General features: G+C 62.4%; 21 protein-coding genes. 13 read left to right on the top strand and 8 right to left on the bottom strand.

The window, feature by feature from the left end:
• Positions 1-11 precede the first annotated feature (11 nt).
• From NDI72_RS10370 to NDI72_RS10360, 3 genes are read left to right on the top strand one after another with little or no spacing between them, the layout of a single operon-like run.
• Positions 12-287 (top strand): hypothetical protein, encoded by a 276-nt coding sequence (locus NDI72_RS10370; protein WP_206547686.1) that lies wholly within the window; start codon positions 12-14, stop codon positions 285-287.
• Complete coding sequence (gene purQ, locus NDI72_RS10365; RefSeq protein ID WP_113155018.1) at positions 284-952, top strand: phosphoribosylformylglycinamidine synthase subunit PurQ; 669 nt, start codon at positions 284-286, stop codon at positions 950-952. The genes NDI72_RS10370 and purQ overlap by 4 nt, the downstream gene beginning before the upstream one ends.
• On the top strand, positions 952-1,392 hold the full coding sequence (locus NDI72_RS10360; RefSeq protein WP_206545452.1) for a hypothetical protein: 441 nt from the start codon (positions 952-954) through the stop codon (positions 1,390-1,392). The genes purQ and NDI72_RS10360 overlap by 1 nt, the downstream gene beginning before the upstream one ends.
• A gap of 192 nt (positions 1,393-1,584) precedes the next feature.
• Here the strand turns inward: NDI72_RS10360 and NDI72_RS21995 are convergent, their stop codons facing one another.
• Complete coding sequence (locus NDI72_RS21995) at positions 1,585-1,749, bottom strand: hypothetical protein (protein WP_349632273.1); 165 nt, start codon at positions 1,747-1,749, stop codon at positions 1,585-1,587.
• On the opposite strand from NDI72_RS21995, the gene NDI72_RS10355 reads away from it, so the two are divergent.
• A complete protein-coding gene (locus tag NDI72_RS10355; protein ID WP_349632272.1) occupies positions 1,738-2,217 on the top strand; it encodes a Pr6Pr family membrane protein in 480 nt (159 codons plus the stop codon). The genes NDI72_RS21995 and NDI72_RS10355 overlap by 12 nt on opposite strands.
• Before the next feature lie 99 nt (positions 2,218-2,316).
• Here NDI72_RS10355 and NDI72_RS10350 read toward each other — a convergent pair whose 3' ends face one another.
• Positions 2,317-2,544 carry a DUF1127 domain-containing protein gene (locus NDI72_RS10350; RefSeq protein WP_206545454.1) on the bottom strand — a complete coding sequence of 76 codons (228 nt, stop codon included), beginning with the start codon at positions 2,542-2,544 and terminating at the stop codon, positions 2,317-2,319.
• Between the two features lie 84 nt (positions 2,545-2,628).
• Here NDI72_RS10350 and NDI72_RS10345 point away from each other — a divergent pair, with 84 nt between their 5' ends.
• The 5 genes from NDI72_RS10345 (at position 2,629) to NDI72_RS10325 (ending at position 8,747) form a co-directional block, all read left to right on the top strand.
• Positions 2,629-4,041, top strand: coding sequence for an aminotransferase-like domain-containing protein (locus tag NDI72_RS10345; protein ID WP_113155014.1), 1,413 nt, complete (start codon positions 2,629-2,631; stop codon positions 4,039-4,041).
• A gap of 96 nt (positions 4,042-4,137) precedes the next feature.
• Positions 4,138-6,333: a phosphoribosylformylglycinamidine synthase subunit PurL gene (gene purL, locus NDI72_RS10340; RefSeq protein ID WP_283800430.1), complete on the top strand. Its 2,196-nt coding sequence runs from the start codon at positions 4,138-4,140 to the stop codon at positions 6,331-6,333.
• 142 nt (positions 6,334-6,475) lie between these two features.
• Positions 6,476-6,709, top strand: coding sequence for a BolA family protein (locus NDI72_RS10335; RefSeq protein ID WP_113155012.1), 234 nt, complete (start codon positions 6,476-6,478; stop codon positions 6,707-6,709).
• Positions 6,710-6,819: 110 nt separating this feature from the next.
• A complete protein-coding gene (gene grxD / locus NDI72_RS10330) occupies positions 6,820-7,155 on the top strand; it encodes a Grx4 family monothiol glutaredoxin (protein WP_113156272.1) in 336 nt (111 codons plus the stop codon).
• Positions 7,156-7,502: 347 nt separating this feature from the next.
• Positions 7,503-8,747, top strand: coding sequence for a multidrug effflux MFS transporter (locus tag NDI72_RS10325; protein WP_206552703.1), 1,245 nt, complete (start codon positions 7,503-7,505; stop codon positions 8,745-8,747).
• Here the strand turns inward: NDI72_RS10325 and ttcA are convergent.
• Positions 8,731-9,561: a tRNA 2-thiocytidine(32) synthetase TtcA gene (ttcA, locus tag NDI72_RS10320; protein WP_222473946.1), complete on the bottom strand. Its 831-nt coding sequence runs from the start codon at positions 9,559-9,561 to the stop codon at positions 8,731-8,733. The two genes, NDI72_RS10325 and ttcA, sit on opposite strands and share 17 nt — an antisense overlap.
• Positions 9,562-9,751: 190 nt before the next feature.
• Between ttcA and NDI72_RS10315 the strand changes: the two genes are divergently transcribed.
• From NDI72_RS10315 to NDI72_RS10305, 3 genes are read left to right on the top strand one after another with little or no spacing between them, the layout of a single operon-like run.
• Positions 9,752-10,747, top strand: coding sequence for a glycosyltransferase family 2 protein (locus tag NDI72_RS10315; protein WP_283800429.1), 996 nt, complete (start codon positions 9,752-9,754; stop codon positions 10,745-10,747).
• Positions 10,740-11,552 (top strand): ChbG/HpnK family deacetylase, encoded by an 813-nt coding sequence (locus NDI72_RS10310; protein ID WP_283800428.1) that lies wholly within the window; start codon positions 10,740-10,742, stop codon positions 11,550-11,552. Before NDI72_RS10315 ends, NDI72_RS10310 begins: the two co-directional genes overlap by 8 nt.
• A complete protein-coding gene (locus tag NDI72_RS10305) occupies positions 11,549-11,950 on the top strand; it encodes a GtrA family protein (protein WP_283800427.1) in 402 nt (133 codons plus the stop codon). Before NDI72_RS10310 ends, NDI72_RS10305 begins: the two co-directional genes overlap by 4 nt.
• Positions 11,951-12,022: 72 nt before the next feature.
• On the opposite strand, the gene NDI72_RS10300 is transcribed toward NDI72_RS10305, so the two are convergent.
• Both NDI72_RS10300 and rpsD read right to left on the bottom strand, forming a co-directional pair.
• On the bottom strand, positions 12,023-13,513 hold the full coding sequence (locus NDI72_RS10300; RefSeq protein ID WP_283800426.1) for a glycosyltransferase family 39 protein: 1,491 nt from the start codon (positions 13,511-13,513) through the stop codon (positions 12,023-12,025).
• Between the two features lie 91 nt (positions 13,514-13,604).
• Positions 13,605-14,222, bottom strand: coding sequence for a 30S ribosomal protein S4 (rpsD, locus tag NDI72_RS10295; RefSeq protein ID WP_113155007.1), 618 nt, complete (start codon positions 14,220-14,222; stop codon positions 13,605-13,607).
• A 524-nt stretch (positions 14,223-14,746) separates the two neighbouring features.
• Between rpsD and NDI72_RS10290 the strand changes: the two genes are divergently transcribed.
• A complete protein-coding gene (locus NDI72_RS10290; protein ID WP_283800425.1) occupies positions 14,747-14,959 on the top strand; it encodes a hypothetical protein in 213 nt (70 codons plus the stop codon).
• A 98-nt stretch (positions 14,960-15,057) separates the two neighbouring features.
• Here the strand turns inward: NDI72_RS10290 and murI are convergent, their stop codons facing one another.
• Genes murI through NDI72_RS10275 form a run of 3 tightly spaced genes read right to left on the bottom strand, consistent with a single transcriptional unit; the run spans position 15,058 to position 18,889 of the window.
• Positions 15,058-15,873: a glutamate racemase gene (gene murI, locus NDI72_RS10285; RefSeq protein ID WP_206993493.1), complete on the bottom strand. Its 816-nt coding sequence runs from the start codon at positions 15,871-15,873 to the stop codon at positions 15,058-15,060.
• A gap of 53 nt (positions 15,874-15,926) precedes the next feature.
• A complete protein-coding gene (locus tag NDI72_RS10280; protein ID WP_206545462.1) occupies positions 15,927-16,712 on the bottom strand; it encodes an RNA methyltransferase in 786 nt (261 codons plus the stop codon).
• Between the two features lie 47 nt (positions 16,713-16,759).
• Positions 16,760-18,889: a DUF294 nucleotidyltransferase-like domain-containing protein gene (locus NDI72_RS10275; protein ID WP_283800424.1), complete on the bottom strand. Its 2,130-nt coding sequence runs from the start codon at positions 18,887-18,889 to the stop codon at positions 16,760-16,762.
• Between the last annotated feature and the right edge of the window lie 29 nt (positions 18,890-18,918).

Raw genomic sequence — 18,918 nt, 5'->3', positions numbered from 1 at the left:
GAAAGACTGTCATGGGCGACGTCACCAATGAGCTGCTTTATGAGGTTCTCAAAAGCATGCAGGGTCGCCTGGACAAACTTGAAGCCGGACAATCGGAGATCCGTCAGGAGCTGATCTCCATCCGGGGGCATATGATTGCGATCCAGCAGGACACCCACAATATCTACGGTATGCTCGGACGCCATGACGACCGCCTTGAACGCATAGAACCCCGCCTCGAGCTCCGCGAATTGGCCGAAGGCCCTCAGAAACCGTACGATCCCAGCCCGAACGATCAGAACCCATGAAATCAGCCATCATCCAGCTTCCCGGCCTCAATCGCGACCGCGACATGATCGCCGCGCTTACCAAGATTTCCGGAAAAGCGCCGATCACTGTCTGGCAGACGGAGACCGAGCTTCCCGATGTCGACCTGGTGGTCATTCCCGGCGGCTTCTCCTATGGCGACTATCTGCGCTGTGGCGCAATCGCCGCCCGCATGCCGGTGATGCAGGCCGTGGCCGAAAAGGCCCGCAAGGGCGTTCTCGTCATGGGCGTCTGCAACGGTTTCCAGGTTCTGCTCGAAATGGGCCTCCTGCCCGGCGCGCTGATGCGCAACGCCTCGCTGAAATTCGTGTGCCGCGAGGTGAAGCTTGAAGTCACCAACGCCAACACGCCCTTCACGCGTGGTTATCAGCAGGGCCAGATCATCCGCTGCCCGGTTGCCCACCACGACGGAAACTATTTCGCGGACGCCGAGACGCTGAAGCGGATCGAGGGCGAAGGCCAGGTTGCTTTCCGTTACGCCGAGGGCACCAATCCCAACGGCTCGGTGAATGACATTGCCGGCATTGTCAGCGACAGCGGCAATGTGCTTGGCATGATGCCTCACCCCGAAAACCTGATCGAAGCCGCCCATGGCGGCGATGACGGTCGCGCGCTCTTCGCCGGCGTGCTTGGAAAGGCCGCCTGATGGGCCGCGCCGGTCACGCCGGTTCGCATTTTCAATTACGCTCCCGGCTTGCCGCCGGCGCAGCCCTTGCAGCGCTGACATTTTCCCTCGCCGCCTGCCAGACAGAGCCGGCGGGCGGGCCGCTCACCCTCGAAGTCGAGGAATCGAGCGCGGTAAAGGCGCTTCAGACCATCAACAGCGCAGGCCTCAAATGCTGGATACGCTCCGGTGACCGTCGCTTCCGCGATCTGCGCATGGTTCCCGAACTCGACACGCGCGTCGGGCGGCCACGCCTTCTGATCGTGCGCAGCAACAAGCAGCAGGGTCTCCCGCTGCTTGTCATCGAAGCGTCAGGGTCGCCAGCGACGATCAGCACCTATGGCCCTCTGGCCTCCACACGCACCGGCGCACGCATAAACACCGACATCATGCGCTGGTCCAGCGGCGGCTCTTCGTGCTGATTTTGCGGTTTCAATCGCTTTAAATTTAAACCTGGAATTTAGATTCCGGGCTTTATTGCATCTCCCTGGGAACTCAAGAGCATCGGGCCGAAATGTGAATTCCGGCTATTCCGATGCTCCATCACTGGTTTAGATCGTCCTTTGTGCATCCAGACGGACGCACGGCGATCTTGGGGGGATTGCATGGCCAGATTATTGAACGTCGCAGGCCTGACCATAGGTCTGTTCGCGCTCATTCTTCAGTTCGGTCTGACCATCCCCGACGCCATTTAAGCCGGGCGCAGCCTTGCAGGCTCGATTGTCTTCTATTTTTCCTTCTTCACCATTCTGACCAACATACTGGCCGTGCTGGTTCATGGGGCAGCCCTGTTTGGTCGACAGGGCTTTTTCACGCAGGCATGGGTGCGCGCCGGCATCGCCATTGCGATCACCGTGGTCGGCACTATCTACTGGCTACTGCTTTCAGCGCTCTGGGAGCCGGAAGGCCTGTTCCTCGTCTGTTACATCGTGCTCCACTACGTCGCGCCCGCGATCTACCTCGCCTGGTGGCTTTCGGCCGGTACGGATGGAAGTCTCGGCTGGCGGCACGTTCCGCTCTGGCTCGCCTATCCGTTCGCCTACATGGTCTACGTGCTCGCCCGCGCACAGATCACCGGCGAAGTGCCCTACCCGTTTCTCGATGTCGCGCTGAACGGCTGGCCGAGCGTTCTCGTCACATCCGCCGCCATTCTCCTGCTCTTCGCCTTTCTTGGCCGCCTCGCGATCCTCGCAGACCGCCTCACAACCGAAGGCAGCGCCACCCGCGAAACGGGCGGCGGCAGCTAGAGCAATTCCAGCAAAAGTGGAGACCGGTTTTGCGTTCGCAATTGCGTCAAATCATAAAGACAGAGCGTTTCCGGTGATCCTGTTTTCACCGGAAACGCTCTAATCCCAGAAGGGGCGCAGCCCTTCGCGCCGCGCCTCACTGCGCGACACGCCAATGTCGCACAACTGCTCGTCGGTCAACTCCAGAAGATCCAGCCTGCTGCGGCGCTTGCTCAGCCATGCCGCAAGCTTTCCCATCACATAAGCGAGGCCGAACCCCGCGCGCTCGTGCTTCAGACGCGGCGCAGCGGGACTGCATGCACCACGCATTGTCTTACTTGCACCCATTGCAATGCCCTCGATCCGTCTTTATTTGAACGATTGAACCTATGCATTGACTCAAAAACAGGTGCAATATACACAATTGTCACCATGACAAATTGGCTTCCAAACCTCGCGCGCGGCACCGGCCCGCTCTATGTGCGCCTCGCAGACCAGATCGAGCGGGACATTGAGAGCGGACGTCTTGCCTCCGGAACCAAGCTGCCGCCCCAGCGCAATCTCGCCTACGACATCGGCGTGACCATAGGCACGGTCAGTCGCGCCTATGCACTCCTGCGTCAGCGCGGGCTCGTTTCCGGCGAAGTCGGTCGCGGCACCTATGTGCTCGAACGCGTCGGCACGCCGCGCACCGGCCCCTCTGCCGCACAGGCCTTCGGCGGCACGCGCGACATGGTGGTTGCGTCCGGCAAGACGCGCATGGATTCCTCCGCTGCCCCCGATATCGGCCAGGCCGCGGCGCTTGAGCGCATCACCACGCGCATTGTTTGCGAGCACCCGCACAGCATTGCCAGCTACACGCGCAGCCTGCCCGCTCACTGGTTCGATGCAGGCCGTCAGTGGCTGGCGCGCGAGGGCTGGAGCCCGCCGCCCGAAGGCATTGTCCCCACGCTTGGCGGCCATGCCGGCATTCTCGCCACCATCGCCGCGATGACCACGCCGGGCGACCGCATCGCCTTTGAAGAACTCACCTATTCCCATGTCGCGCGCAGCGCCACGGTCATCGGCCGCCGCCCTCTCCCCATCGCCATCGATGAAGACGGCATGATCCCGGAGGATTTCGAACGCGTCTGCGCCCAGCAGCATCCCCGCATGGTGTTTCTGGTGGCCTCGCTCCACAATCCCACACTCGCCACCATGCCCGAGGCGCGCCGGCGCGCCATTGTGGATATCGCCCGGCTTCACAATGTCTGGCTGATCGAGGACAACATCTATGGCGCGCTGCTTGAGGAAACCCCGCCTCTCTTCGCCTCGCTTGCGCCGGAGCGCACCTTTCATGTGGGCGGCCTTTCCAAATCCGTGGCCGCCGGCGTTCGCGGCGGCTGGGTGGCGAGCCCGCCCGCCTATGCCTCCCGCATTCTCACCGCCCACAAGATGATCACCGGCGGCATGCCGTTTCTGCTGGGCGAACTGGCGGCGCAGCTCGTCCTGTCCGGCGAGGCGCAAACCCTGCGCAATCAGGTGCTTGAAGAGATCGCCGCACGTCACGCCATTGCAGCCGAAGCGTTCGCCGGGGCCGATTTCACCAGCCATCCCCGCGCGCCGTTTCTCTGGCTCAAACTGCCCGAACCCTGGCTTTCCAGCACGTTCAAACAGGCGGCCTTCGAGGAAGGCGTGCTGATCGACGACGAGGACGAGTTCCGCGTCGGGCGCTCCGGCGCACCCCTCCACCGGGTGCGCATCGCCTTCACCGTTCCCCAAAACCGCGACCTGATCCGGCGGGGATTTGCCACGCTCGCAGGCCTTCTGGACAACCCGATCAGCGGATTTGACAATTACGGCTGATGAAAACCGGCATTGGGAAGTGGATTATCGGGCCGCAATACTGTAACGCAGCCTCGAGACACCCGTTGCCACCCTTTTGCAGGGAACGCCGACCCGATGACCATCCCCAATCACATCCCGATCACCGAAGACCTCATTGCGGCTCACGGCCTGAAGCCCGATGAGTATCAGCGCATCCTGGAGCTGATCGGCCGCGAGCCGAGCTTTACGGAGCTGGGCATTTTCTCGGCCATGTGGAACGAGCACTGTTCCTACAAGAGCTCCAAGAAATGGCTGCGCACGCTCCCCACAAAGGGGCCGCAGGTCATTCAGGGCCCCGGCGAGAATGCCGGCGTGGTCGACATTGGCGATGGCCAGTGCGTGGTCTTCAAGATGGAGAGCCACAACCACCCTTCGTTCATCGAGCCCTATCAGGGCGCGGCCACCGGCGTCGGCGGCATCCTGCGTGACGTCTTCACCATGGGCGCACGCCCCGTCGCCGCCATGAACGCGCTGCGCTTTGGCGCGCCCGATCATCCCAAGACGAAGCATCTGGTTGCCGGCGTCGTTTCCGGCATTGGCGGCTACGGCAATTCCTTCGGCGTTCCCACCGTCGGCGGCGAAGTCAACTTCGACGCCCGCTATAACGGTAACATTCTGGTAAATGCCTTTGCAGCCGGCATCGCCGAGACCAACGCGATCTTCTATTCCAAGGCCGAAGGCGTCGGCCTGCCCGTCGTCTATCTGGGCGCAAAGACCGGTCGCGATGGCGTCGGCGGCGCGACCATGGCGTCTGCCGAGTTCGACGAAGGCATCGACGAGAAGCGCCCCACCGTTCAGGTCGGCGATCCGTTCACCGAAAAATGCCTGCTCGAAGCCTGCCTTGAGCTGATGGCCACCGGCGCCGTGATCGCCATTCAGGACATGGGCGCTGCCGGCCTCACCTGCTCGGCGGTCGAGATGGGCGCAAAGGGCGATCTGGGCATCGAGCTCGATCTCGACTGCGTGCCCGTGCGCGAAGAGCGCATGAGCGCCTATGAGATGATGCTGTCGGAAAGCCAGGAGCGCATGCTCATGGTGCTCCGCCCCGAAAAGCGCGACGAGGCCGAGGCCATCTTCCGCAAATGGGGTCTCGACTTCGCCATCGTCGGCAAGACCACGGACGATCTGCGCTTCCGCATCTTCCATCAGGGCGAGGAAGTCGCAAATCTTCCCATCAAGGAACTTGGCGACGAAGCGCCGGAATATGACCGCCCCTGGGTGGAGCCGAAGCTCCGGGCCCCGCTCGAAGGCCCGGCTCCCGAGGCCGACATTGCCGACAGCCTCGTCAAGCTGCTCGATTCGCCCGATCTCTCGTCCCGCCGCTGGGTCTGGGAGCAGTATGACACGCTGATTCAGGGCAATTCGCTTCATCTTCCCGGCGGCGACGCCGGCGTGGTGCGCGTCGACGGACAGGACAAAAAGGCGCTTGCCTTCTCCTCCGATGTCACGCCCCGATATTGCGAGGCCGATCCCTATGAGGGCGGCAAGCAGGCGGTTGCCGAGTGCTGGCGCAACATCACCGCAACCGGCGCCGAGCCGCTGGCGGCCACCGACAATCTGAACTTCGGCAATCCGGAGAAGCCCGAAATCATGGGTCAGCTCGTCCATGCCATCAAGGGCATCGGCGAGGCCTGCACCGCGCTCGGCTTCCCCATCGTTTCCGGCAATGTCTCGCTCTACAACGAGACGCTGGGCGAAGCGATCCCGCCGACACCGACCATGGCCGGCGTTGGCCTCATCCCCGACTGGCAGAAGGCAGCCCGCGCCGCCTTTGCCGCCGAAGGCGAGGCCGTCGTCCTCATCGGCGCGCCGGAAGGCTGGGGCACGCATCTGGGCCAGTCCGTCTACCTGCGCGACATTCATGGCCGCGCCGAGGGCCCGCCCCCGCCGGTCGATCTCGCGCATGAAAAGCGCACCGGCGACATGGTGCGTGCGCTGATCCGCGCCGGTCAGGTCTCCGCCGTTCACGACTGTTCCGATGGCGGACTCGCCGTTGCACTCGCCGAAATGGCCATTGCTTCGGGCATTGGCGCGACCATCGATGCGCCTGAAGACGCCATCCCCGCCTTCTTTGGCGAGGATCAGGGCCGCTACATCGTCACCACCAGCGATGTTGAAGCCGTGCTCGCCGCAGCCGAAAAGGCCGGTGTGTCGGCCTTCGAAATTGGCGAGACCCGTGGCGACACGCTTGAGCTCGGCGATGCCGGCGCTGTCTCCGTTGAAGTGCTGAAGACGGCGCACGAGGCCTGGTTCCCGGGCTTCATGGACTGACATCGCACTGTCCCGCCCCGGCTCGTTTTTAAAACCGGGGCGGACATTCGGCCGCTGCCTTCGCGGGCTCACTGCGATTGACCTTGCCTGCCGGAACAGCCATATCTCGTTAAGACAGACTGTTTTGGAGACTCGCCTACCCATGGCTATGAATGCTTCTGATATCGAGCGCCTCATCAAGGAAGGCATCCCGGACGCCCAGGTCACCATCCGCGACCTTGCTGGCGACGGCGATCATTACGCCGCAGAGGTTGTGGCGGAGAGCTTCCGTGGCAAGTCGCGCGTGCAGCAGCACCAGATGGTCTACAACGCGCTCAAGGGCAATATGGGCGGTGCGCTCCATGCGCTCGCCCTGCAGACCAGCGCTCCGGACTGATTTCATCCGGAAAGTTTGACGCGTGGCGTTGCGCCATGGAAAATGGTGCAATACATAACGTTTGATGATGAAAATGCCGGGCCTTGAACCCGGACATGAAAGGACTTGCGATGAGCGGCATCAACGAATTCATCGATAATGAGGTCAAGAGCAGCGACGTTGTGCTGTTCATGAAGGGCACACCCGGCTTTCCGCAGTGCGGTTTCTCCGGTCAGGTCGTCCAGATCCTCGACTATCTCGGCGTCGAGTACAAAGGCATCAACGTCCTCACCTCCGACGAGCTTCGTCAGGGCATCAAGGATTATTCCAACTGGCCGACCATCCCGCAGCTTTATGTGAAGGGTGAATTCGTTGGCGGTTGCGACATCATTCGTGAGATGTTCCAGGCCAGCGAGCTTCAGGCTTTCCTGAACGAAAAAGGCGTGGCAGCCAAAGGCGCCGCCTAAAAAGCTTTTCAGGACCGCGCCTGCTTTCACGCTGGCGCTCTCCTCTTTGGAAATGCGCTGGTTTTCGCCAGCGCATTTTTTCGCGTCTGAACATGCTTTTTTGCCCGCAGGGCAACTGGTGTTTTGACGCAGGAGATAAGCGCGCCTCGCCATGCGAGAACCCTCATGGATATTTCGGGGGTTTCTCCTGGGCGGTACTGTTCGGGCGGACGCGCTGAAACCTTTTGCAGACGCGCGCCCTGACGGCGCGGACGCCTGCCCCTGTTGACCGGCCCACCTGCCTTTTTACTGCGAGGGGGCGCGACCGGCCATTTGATTGCACGCATTGACGACCGCTGGAGAGATATATGCAGAAACCCGTTTCAGAAACCGCCCTTAAACCGCAAAGATCCCTCGGTCGTGTCGAATTCGTCGCGCTGACGGCAGCGCTCATGTCCATCAACGCGCTCGCCATCGACATCATGCTGCCCGCCCTTCAGCAGATTGGCGCGGAGCTGGGCGTCGATGACGAGAATTCGCGCCAGTATATCGTGACCGCCTATCTCGCAGGCCTCGGTGCGGGACAGCTCTTCTTCGGCCCCGTTTCGGACCGTTTCGGTCGCCGCGCGCCGCTCTTCTTCGGTCTCACGCTTTATGTGGCGACGTCGCTGATTGCGGCCATCTCGCCCAGCTTCGCCTTCATTCTGGTCCTGCGCTTCCTTCAGGGCGTTGCCGCTGCCGCGACGCGCGTTGTCGCCGTCTCCGTCATCCGCGATGTGTTTGGCGGTCGCCAGATGGCAGAAGTCCTCTCCATGGTCATGATGGTCTTCATGGTCATCCCCGTGATCGCTCCCAGCATCGGCCAGATCATCATGATCTTCGGCGACTGGTCGGAGATCTTCGTGGCGATGGCCGTTCTCGCCATCATCTTCGGCGCATGGGCGGCTTTCCGCCTTCCCGAAACGCTTGCGCCGGAGAATCGCCGCGCCCTCACCGTCTCATCGATCACGAAGGGGTTCGGCATCGTTCTGACGAACCGCATCTCGCTCTGCTACACGCTGGCCACCACCAGCGTCTTCGGCGCGCTGTTCGGCTTCATCAGCTCCGCACAGCAGATCTACACCGACGCTTTCGATCTGGCGGACTGGTTCCCGATCCTGTTTGCCGTCGGCGCCGGTCTGATGGCCGTCTCGTCCTTCACCAATTCGCGCCTCGTGGGCCGCATCGGCATGCGCCGTCTCTCCCACGGCGCACTGGTCGGCTTCACCACGGTCAGCCTGCTCTGGCTCGTTCTGGCAAGCATCGGCTTCATGCCGTTCTGGCTGTTCTTCCTGCTGTTCTCGGTCGCCATGTTCCAGTTCGGCTGGGTCGGCGCGAACTTCAACTCCATCGCCATGGAGCCGCTGGGCCACGTGGCGGGCACGGCAGCCGCCACGCAGGGCTTTCTCACCACGCTGGGCGGCGGCCTGATCGGCGCCTTCATCGGCCAGATGTTCGACGGTTCAACCGCCCCGCTCGCCACCGGCTATTTCATCACCGGGGCAGTCGGCATCGTTCTGGTGCTGGTCGCCGAGCGCGGACGCATGTTCCACGCGGTCAATCAGCCCGTGTAAGACCCGCAAAGTCGAACAGTTTGCGATCCAGAAGATGAGACGGGCGCGCATTGGTCAGCGCCCGGATCATCGTGTCCTTGCGGCCGGGCATGCGGGCTTCGATGTCGGTCAGCATAGACTTCATCGCATTGCGCTGCAGCCCGTCCTGACTGCCGCACAGATCGCACGGAATGATCGGAAAATTCATGGCGTCGGCAAACTTCGCCATGTCGCTTTCCGCACAATAGCTGAGCGGGCGCAGCACCATCACGTCACCTTCATCGTTCAAAAGCTTGGGCGGCATCGCCGCCAGCCTGCCGCCGTGGAACAGGTTCATGAAGAAGGTTTCGAGAATGTCTTCCCGGTGATGACCGAGAACAAGCGAGGAGCAGCCCTCTTCGCGCGCGATCCGGTAGAGGTGCCCGCGCCGCAGCCGGGAGCAGAGCGAACAATAGGTGCTCGATTCGGGCAGTTTCTCGGTCACCACCGAATAGGTATCCTGATACTCGATCCGGTGCGCGACCCCGAGACTGTCCAGATAATCCGGCAAAATATGCTTTGGAAAGTTCGGCTGCCCCTGATCCAGATTGCAGGCGAGAATCTCCACCGGCAAAAGGCCGCGCCACTGAAGATCCATCAGCACCGCCAGAAGCCCGTAGGAATCCTTGCCGCCCGAAAGCGCCACAAGCCAGCGCTCGCCGGGCTTCACCATGGCGAAATCCTCGATCGCCTGACGCGTGTTGCGCAGCAGGCGTTTGCGCAGCTTGTTGAACTCCACCGAAGACGGCATACCCTTCATGAAAGGTGGTGTGTCCTCGCCGGTCGGCGTTGCCATTTCAACGGTTTCCGCCGGTTCTTTCGGTTGCGCCAAGGTGCTATGCATGGGCGGGCCTTTGTCGGATCGTGTGATTTCGCGCCTTCCTATCAGAAGCCTTGCGGCAAGGCGACTTAACGAATAGGCATTTTCGACTTTCTGTTGGCAAATCACCTTTTGATCGTGTCACCTTTTGATGGAGATTGCGCGCGTGGCCAAACGGCTCGACATTCTGGTCCCGTTCCTCAACGAGCGGGAAAGTGTAGCCGGCTTCTGCGCCCTGGCTGGCGATTTGGCTGCGCAGGCAAAAGAACGCTTCGGCCTCGACACCAATTTCATCTTCATCGATGACGGCAGCACCGATGGCGGTGGCGCGCTCTATGGCGAGCACATGACCGGCGACTGGTCGCTCATCACGCTCGCGCGCAATTTCGGCAAGGAAACGGCGATCCTCGCCGGTCTCGACCAGAGCGAGGGCGATTACGTCCTGCTCATGGATGCAGATCTCCAGCACACCGCCGATGTCGCGCTCGACATGATCGGCCGCATCATCGCCGATCCCGATCTCGACATGGTCTATGCCATTCGCGCCGACCGCGCCGAAAGCCGCACGCTCGGGCGTTATCTGGCCAACGGCTTCTACTGGCTCATCAATATGGGACAGCGCTACGAAATCCCGGCCAATGCCGGCGACTTCCGCATCATGACACGGCGCTTTGCCATGGCGCTCCGCCAGCTGCGCGACCAGCGCCGTTTCAACAAGGGCCTCTATGCATGGACCGGCTTCCGGCAGGAACGCATTCTCTACAAGCCCGCAGATCGCCAGGGCGGTGAAAGCAAGTGGTCGCGCCGCAAGCTGATCGCCTTTTCGCTCGAAGGCTTCACCTCCTTCTCCGTCGTGCCTCTGCGCATGGTGTCGCTGTTTGGCGGCGGTGTTGCAGCACTCGGCTTCATCTACGGCATCAAGATCCTTCTGGAGGTTCTGTTCACCGGCGTCGCGGTTCCCGGCTATCCGAGCCTCATCGTCGCCGTCCTCGTGCTTGGCGGCCTCAACCTCGCCCTGACCGGGCTTGTCGGCGAATATGTCTGGTCGGCGCTGAGCGAGGCCAAGAACCGGCCGAACTACATCATCAAATCCATGTCCGGTCCGAGCGCCGTCCCGCTGGCCGAGACGCGCAAAACCGGCAGAGCGTCTCACGATGACTGAGCCCGCCGCCCGCTCGGTCTGGTTGATCGCCGACGATTACGGCTTCTCCCCTGCCGTCAGCGAGAGCATTCGCATGCTTCTCGCCAATGGCCGCCTGAGCGGCACGGGTTGCATGACGCTGTTCGATGACTGGCGCGACCACGCCGCCGCGCTGACAGCCACCAGCGGCAGCTTTGCGACCGGCATGCACCTCACCCTCACCGATTTTCCGGCCCTTTCCACCGGTCGGAAAATGCCGGAGCTGAAACGGCTTCTGGCAAGCCATGACGACGATGCCGCCATCGCCGCCGAGGCCGATGCGCAGCTTGACCGTTTCCGCGAGGCGTTCGGCCGCAATCCCGATTTCATCGACGGGCACCAGCACGTGCATTTCCTGCCGCCGGTCCGGCGCTGGCTGGCCGCGCGCTTTGCCGATGCTCCCGCAGCCGAGCGCCCCTGGCTTCGCGGCGCACCGACGCTGCGCGCCGCCCCTGCGCTCATCAAGGCTAAGATCGTGGTTGCCCGCCTGCTCGCACGCGGTTTCGATGCCGAGATGCGCCGGCACGGCTTCGCCGTCGAAGGCCCGCTCTGCGGCTTCTATGACTGGCGGCGCAAGGGCGCATTCTCCCGCGCGCTCGATCTCTTCATTGACAGGGCGCCCCATGGCAGCGTCATCATGTGCCATCCCGGCACGGTGGATGATGTGCTGCGCAGCCGCGACGTCTTCACCGATGCCCGCGCAGAAGAGCGCGATACGCTCGCCGCAGACGCCTTTCCCGCCCGCCTTGTCGCCGCCGGGCTTTCCCTGAGACAGGCCCGCTCATGAGCGAAGGCGAGAACCGCACGCTTTCCGCAAAGCTGGGCCGCTTCGCGGTGGTCGGCGTTTTGAACACGGTGATCGACTTCGCCACCTTCACGGCGCTGATCGCCCTGTCTTTTGCGCCGCTGCTCGCCAATTTTCTCGGCTGGGCGGTGGCGGTGATCTTTTCCTTTGTCGTCAACTCACGCTGGACATTCGAGCGGGCGGAGCGTTTCAGCCTGCACAGGGCGTTTGCGAAATTCGCCGTCAGCGGCAGCATCATCTCGCTTGGCTCGTCGACGCTCGCCGTCTATCTCCTGCCCCCGCTCACCGGTCTTTTCGCGGCCAAGCTGATCGGCATCGTGATCGGTGCGATCCTGAATTTCTTCGCCGCGCGCTGGTCCATAGAAGACCGCATCGTTTGAGGGAATTTCGGGTAAAACGAAGAAATTTCGTCCCGAATTTCCCAAAAACAGCGCGTTTTTCCGAAAAAGGAATCAGGAGCCCTGAGCCGCCGGTGGCATGAAGAACAGCTGCACCGTCCAGCTTCGTTCGCCGCCGAAACCGGGCACGGTCAGAACCTGCGTCTCCGCCCCTGCGCCCGCCAGTTCTTCAGCCTTTGCAAGACATCCCGACTGACCGTCAAAACAGGCAATCGCCATGCCCTTCTCGGCCACCGCCTGCGGCGAAACCCAGGGTGTCAGCGCATAGGAATTGCCCTGCATGGAGAAGGGACGCGAGGCGGTGTAGAACGTGGTGCCGCTCGCCAGTATCTTGTCGCCCGCCACATGGGTGAGCGGCGTGTCGAACCGCTCGTTCCAGGCCGCCTCGATCTCCGTTGCAATCGCGCGAACCGGCACATTGTTGTAGTGCGAGGTGTTCTTCGCCTCTTCCGCATAGATGAAGGGCGACAGCGCAAGAAGGGACGCGCCGTAGATCACCACGGCAGCGGGAATTGCCAGTTTCTGCGCCTCAAGCCGCCCCGGCTTGATGAGCAGCATCAAGAAGATGGGCGCGGCGAAATAGAGCGGCAGCGCCCAGACGGAACTGAACTGCACCGTGAATGCAATGCCCAGAAGCAATGTCAGCGCCAGCGAGCCGAAGCCGGTCCACAGAAGCGCCCTGCCGGCCAGCGTCTTGCGCAGCGCCAGGAAGGGCGTTGCATCAAACCACGGCCCGCGCCCATTGCGCAGTATGGCGATCAGAAGCACCAGCACCACCGGCAGCATGTAGGCCAGAAGCGCGCCAAGGAAACGGGGGGCGGAGGTGATGCCGATCAGCGCGGAACCATCGCCCTGCTCCGACACATAGGTGAGCGGCAGGAAATCGTTGCCAACAAGCCAGATCAGATGCGGCGTGACCAGCGCGACAAAGACGAGGCTGGCAACCCAGACGCCGGGGCGCAGCAGCAGCCCGCGCGCTTCCCGGTCGATCAGGACATGAAGGACAATCGCGCCCAGAAGCGCGCCGGAGAAATATTTGATCAGCACCGAAGCCGCAGCCAGCGCGCCCAGAATGATGGCGTCGGAAAGCCGCTGCTTTTCAAGAAAGCGCAGATAGAACCAGACCGTCGCCGCCCAGAAAGGCAGCATCGCCGAATTGGCGTTGTACTTGATGGCTAAAAAGGTGACCGGCGGCAGGAAGAAGAAGAGCGCGGTGCTCAAAAACGCGCGCCACGGATCGAGAAACCGCACGGCGATGCGCCAGCTTGCAAACATGAGCGCGGCGCTGTTGACGGCCGACAGGAGATAGTAGGCCCAGTCCACATTCGGGAAGACGGAGAACCAGGCGGCCGTGATCCAGGCGAAAAGCGGCGGATGCTTGTAGTAGCCCTGCTCCCAGGCGATGCCCCAGGAGTAGTTTTCCAGCATGTCGCCGAAACCGTCGAGATTGAGCTGCGTCAGGCTCGCATAGACCGTCCATAAGCCCACGAAAAAGGCCAGCAACAAGCCCATCCGCAACCCGGACGCCTTCGCCAGTCCCGTCATGCAAGCACCTCGCCTCTTCCCGAAAAAAGACAAAAAAGAAGGCGCCCGGCCACTGGCAGGACGCCCCCCAAAAATTACCTGCCGAAAGGTATCAGCGCGAGTAATACTCGACAACCAGGTTCGGCTCCATATGCACGGCATACGGCACATCGGAGATGGCCGGAACGCGCAGATAGGTGGCAACCATCTTGTTGTGGTCGACTTCGACATAGTCCGGAACATCGCGCTCTGCGAGCTGCGTTGCTTCCATGACGATGGCGAGCTGCTTCGACTTTTCCTTGACCTCGATCACGTCGCCAGCCTTACAGCGGTAGGACGGGATGTTGACGCGGCGGCCGTTGACCAGGATGTGACCATGGTTCACGAACTGGCGCGCAGCGAAGATCGTCGGAACGAATTTGGCGCGGTAGACCACGGCGTCGAGACGGGACTCCAGGAGACCGATCAGGTTCTCGTTGGTGTCGCCCTTGCGACGGTTCGCCTCGTCGTAGGTCTTGCGGAACTGCTTTTCCGAGATGTCGCCGTAGTGACCTTTCAGCTTCTGCTTGGCGCGAAGCTGCAGACCGAAGTCCGAGAGCTTGCCCTTGCGGCGCTGACCGTGCTGGCCGGGGCCATATTCACGACGGTTGACCGGGGACTTCGGACGGCCCCAGATGTTTTCGCCAAGACGGCGATCAAGCTTGTACTTTGCAGAATGGCGCTTGCTCATCGCATTCCCTTTCATATCAAAAACACCGAAGCCGAAGCTCCGGACGAAGGAAACGCGCCCTCCTCTGGCCTCCGTTTTCGAGACCTGACAGGACATGCCACGCACGCTAATGCGGCTTGTCCACGGGACACGTTAAAAAGCGCGGCAGCCAGAAGCCATCGCGCTTGAGCGGGTGATTATGCCAGAGCGCCCCGAATGTCAACCGAAACGCGTTGGCTGGACCGGGTCGCATTCAAAAAAAGCAAAAATGCAGTTTTCCCCATGCGCCTTCGTCAATTGCGACAAAACGACTCGGATTCACACTTGGGTCTTGGTAAAAGTAATGTTGGTGATTCGTTCACCAAAAGGGCGGGCCGCACTACCAATGCTAAACCCGCCTTTAAGCGACTAGCCTGAAGTCGATGCGATCCGAGTCAGGCAAGGTCGAATCGAAAGCTGTTAAGCCTCCCATTGCAAGGTGTCCTTACAGCAATTAGACGGGCCTTTCAACTCGGATCGTGTGCGCACCACAAGGAAAAGCACACATGAACGAGGACACTCCTCCCCCACTTCCGCGCCGCCGTCGTTCCCCGGACGTAACTCCGGCTATGGCGGCAAAGATTAAGTACCTACTGAGCCTGGGTATGGCGCAGCATGATATCGCGGCTCATTTCCACATCAACCAGGGTCGCGTCAGCGAAATCAACACAGGAACGAAGTACCCTGGTATTGAGCCGACGCAACTCGATTTGTTCTAGTTGAGCAAAGAAGACCCCGGTCACAACTCCGGGGTCTTCTCAAAGCAGGTTTTGGATTGCTTCGATCAAGTTCCAGCCCCTGAAGAAAGCGCGGATGCTCAGCGCATCCTGAAGCCGAATCCGGACAGCAGCCGGCGATAGCCTTCTGCGGGTGCGCCGGAGGTGAAATGGGCGATGTCCGCGCCATTGCCATTTCCATCGCCGCCGCCATGGGCAGCGGATGATGGCGCGGGCAGATTTGCCGACAGCGCCAGCGCGCGGCGGGCAATCGCCTCGGATGTGTCGATCCAGTCGACCGGCCATGGCGCGGTCTTGCGCATGCGGTTGACCAGGAAGGGATAATGCGTGCAGGCCAGAACCACGATATCGGTGCGCCCGCCATCCTGATCGACGAAACAGGGCGCGATTTCGGCCTCGACGGCAGCCTCATCGACGAAGCCTTCGCGCATATATTGCTCGGCAAGGGCTGCGAGATTTTCGCTGCCCACGAGCCGCACATGGCATTTCGCAGCATAATCGCGGATGAGGTCGCGGGTGTATTGCCGCTTCACCGTGCCCGGCGTGGCAAGAACGGAAACGAGGCCTGAGCGGGTGCGCTCCGCAGCCGGTTTGATGGCCGGAACCGTGCCGACAAAGACCTCGTTTGGAAACGCCTCGCGCAGACGATGAATGGCGAGCGTGGATGCCGTATTGCAGGCGATGACCGACATGACCGGCCTGTAGGTGTCGAGGAGATCGGCAAAGAGGCCGACCATGCGCTCCAAAAGCGCCTCCTCTTCCCACGCGCCATAGGGAAAGGCGGCATCGTCCGCCACATAGACGTAAGGCCGCCCCGGCAGAAGAATGCGCGCTTCCTTGACGACCGAAAGGCCGCCAATGCCCGAATCGAAGAACAGGATCGGCCGCGTTTCCATCTTCATCTCCGATCCATCTCTATCGCTGCCACTCTATCGCCACCACTTTGCGGTCAACGCTCAGGCGCGCCAGAACCGCGCGGATTCCTGGGCGAAAATTTCTCAAGCGACGTCAACACGCCGCGCAGAACGGCAAGCTCCTCGACGGTGAAACCCGGCCGCGTGAACAGGGCGCGCAGGTTCTCCATCATCTTGGGCTTCTTGTCTTCCGTGCGGAAATAACCGCGCTCGTCGAGCACATTGTCGAGATAGCCCATCAGGCTCTCGATATGCAGCTTCTGGGCGGGCGCAAGCGCCTGCTCCGGCGGCGTCACGGCCTGATCGCCGGTCTTGATCCACTCATAGGACATGAGAAGCACGGCCTGCGCGATGTTGAGCGAGGCGAAGGCCGGATTGACCGGGAACGTGACGATCTCGTCGGCGAGCGCCACTTCCTCATTGGTGAGGCCCCAGCGCTCGCGCCCGAACATGATGCCGGTCTTCTGGCCGCCGGCAAAACGGCTGCGCAGATCGCTTGCCGCTTCGACCGGCCCGCGCACGGGCTTGAAATTGTCACGCGGACGGGCCGTCGTCGCCAGGACGAAATTGAGATCGGCCACCGCTTCGGCCGGCGTCTCGTAGACGGTCGCCGCATCGATGACGTGGTCTGCGCGGCTTGCCGAGGCGCGCGCCTTTTCATTCGGCCAGCCATCGCGCGGGGCGACGAGCCGCAGCTCCGCCAGACCAAAATTGGCCATGGCGCGCGCCACCATGCCGATGTTCTCGCCCAGTTGCGGCTCCACCAGAATGATCGCCGGGCCTTCCGCGAGCATGTCCTGCTGTTTGTCTGTTCCTGCCATAATGCGGTGCTGTTACCCGCTTCACGCGCTGCGGTAAAGCGCGCAGTTCATCCATTCACGAACATGGCGTTGCGCACGAGCTGCGGAATGATGGCCACGCTCTTCAGTGCATCTTTCAGCGTCTTCTGCTGACGCGCGGTGAGACGCTCGGGCGCGACATTGTTGGAAAGAGGAATGCCGAGCGCGATGTCGTCCACCTGCTGCTCCAGAACGAGTGTGAGGAAAAAGCGGTGCGCATCACGCAGCGCCAGAAGATCGTTGCGCGGCATGCCCGGATGTTCGGCCAGCGCCTCAAGCCGCGCACGGGTGGAGGCGCGCGGCAAGTGGTGCCGGATCGCCAGCGCGCGCGCCATCGCCGCAATGGGAAAGAGACCATGCATTTTGAGATCGACCCGCCCCTCCTCCAGCCTGAACCCACCGAACAGGGTGAAAGGGTTGTTCATGTCGCGCACGCTCTCGCCCAGAAGCTTGGCAAACTCGATCTGCTCCGATCCGCGTTTCCATGCATGGGCGCTGAGCGCGCTTACGAGGCGTTCATCGCCATGGACGGCGCGCAGGTCGTAAAAGATATCGACGTTCAGAAGATCCTGCGGGCGCGCCTTCGTCACCCATTCATCCACGCGCTGCCGCCAGGTTTCCGCCGAGCCGCGCCACACCGCATTGCGCGCCATGACCCCGCCCTTGCAAAGGGGGATTGCGGCGGCGTGAAGATGGTCGGCGAAACGGGCTCCCAGTTCCGCAAACCAGCGGTCCTGCGGGCCATCCGGTTCGCCTTCGGCGAAGATCAGCGCATTGTCCTGATCGGGCGCCAGCAGACTTTCGCCGCGCCCGCCAGAGCCCAGAACCATGACCGCGAAGGCGCAGGGCGGCTTGCCCTCGCCCGCCGCCTCCATGTCGTGAAGCGCCATCTCGCAGGCCCGCGCAGTCATCGCGCACAGGACGCCGGAGATGATTTCCGTGATGCTGCGTGTGTCGATCTCCTCGTCAAGCAGCGCCGACGCCACCACGGCGACACGCGACCACGCGCCCGCAAGATCAGCCGGTGTGTCGGCGTTTTCGATGCGCGCCTGAAGATCGACCGCAGCACCGGCGCGAAATTTCAGAAAGTCGCGCGCGGAGATGACGCCCGCCAGCCGGCCATCGGTATCGCTGACGCCCAGATGGCGGATCTTTCTGCGGTTCATAAGCCCGAGCGCCCGGTAGAAGAAAGCGCTGCCCTCAATGGCGATCAGCGGACCAGCGGCAATGCCCGAGACCGGGCCGGCAAGCGCCGTGCCGCCGGACGAAGCCACCGCGCGCAGAACATCGCGCTCCGTCACGATGGCGTATCGCTCGGCCGGGCCGCCCGGTGCGCCATCGGATGAGAGAAGCAGCGAGCTGATGCGGCGCTCGGCCATGATGCACGCGGCTTCCTGTACCGAAATGTCGTCGCGCGCGATCACCGGCTCGGCGCTGGCCGCCTCGGCCACGCGATGGCTGAACGCGTAAGGGTCGATGGCCTCAAGCGCGTGACGGGACGCGCCATTGCGGCGCAGAAACGGTTCGCTCCAGCCCGCCTCGGCCTGCTGGCGCAGCGCCTGTGAGCGCAGGCTCGACGCGCGCTCCGCCTCTGCCACGGTGCGGATGCCGCGCCCGGCAAGATGCGGGGCGAGTGCTGTGAAGACCTCCCCGGCAATGCGCGCATCGGCAAGCGCCGAATGGCGGCCCGAAGTCTCCACCTCGAGCCAGGCGGCAATGGCGTCGAGCGAGGCGTCCGGCAGTTCGGGATTGACGATGCCGGCCAGCATGCGCACGCAAAGCGTTCGCGGGGCCTGCCATAAAAGGCCGGCGCGATGCGCCTCACGCTCCAGAACCGCCAGATCAAAGCCCAGCGCATAGCCGACCAGAAGCCGGCCGCCGCGATATTCCTCGAAACGCTGCCAGGCATCGGTGAAATCCGGCGCAGTGCGCAGCATCTGACCGGTGATGCCGTGAATGGCGGTGGAGCGCGGCGGGATCGGAACGCCCGGATCGACCAGCGTTTCGAACGCATCGTCAGCGCGCAACCGCCCTTCCACCAGCGCCATGCCGCCAAGCTGCAGAATGCGCGCTTCCTTGACATCAAGGCCGGTGGTCTCGGTGTCGAACGCCACAGCATTGGCCGCGATAAGGGGCGTGGCGTCGGTTACGGCTTTCACGACAGATCCCCCTCTTTTGCGCCGGAATG

The organism is Nitratireductor sp. GZWM139 (genome assembly GCF_030068685.1).
GTDB classification, from domain to species: domain Bacteria; phylum Pseudomonadota; class Alphaproteobacteria; order Rhizobiales; family Rhizobiaceae; genus Nitratireductor; species Nitratireductor aquimarinus.
Note: the sequence above shows the minus strand (reverse complement) of the source record. Positions and strands in the feature narration are given on the sequence as shown.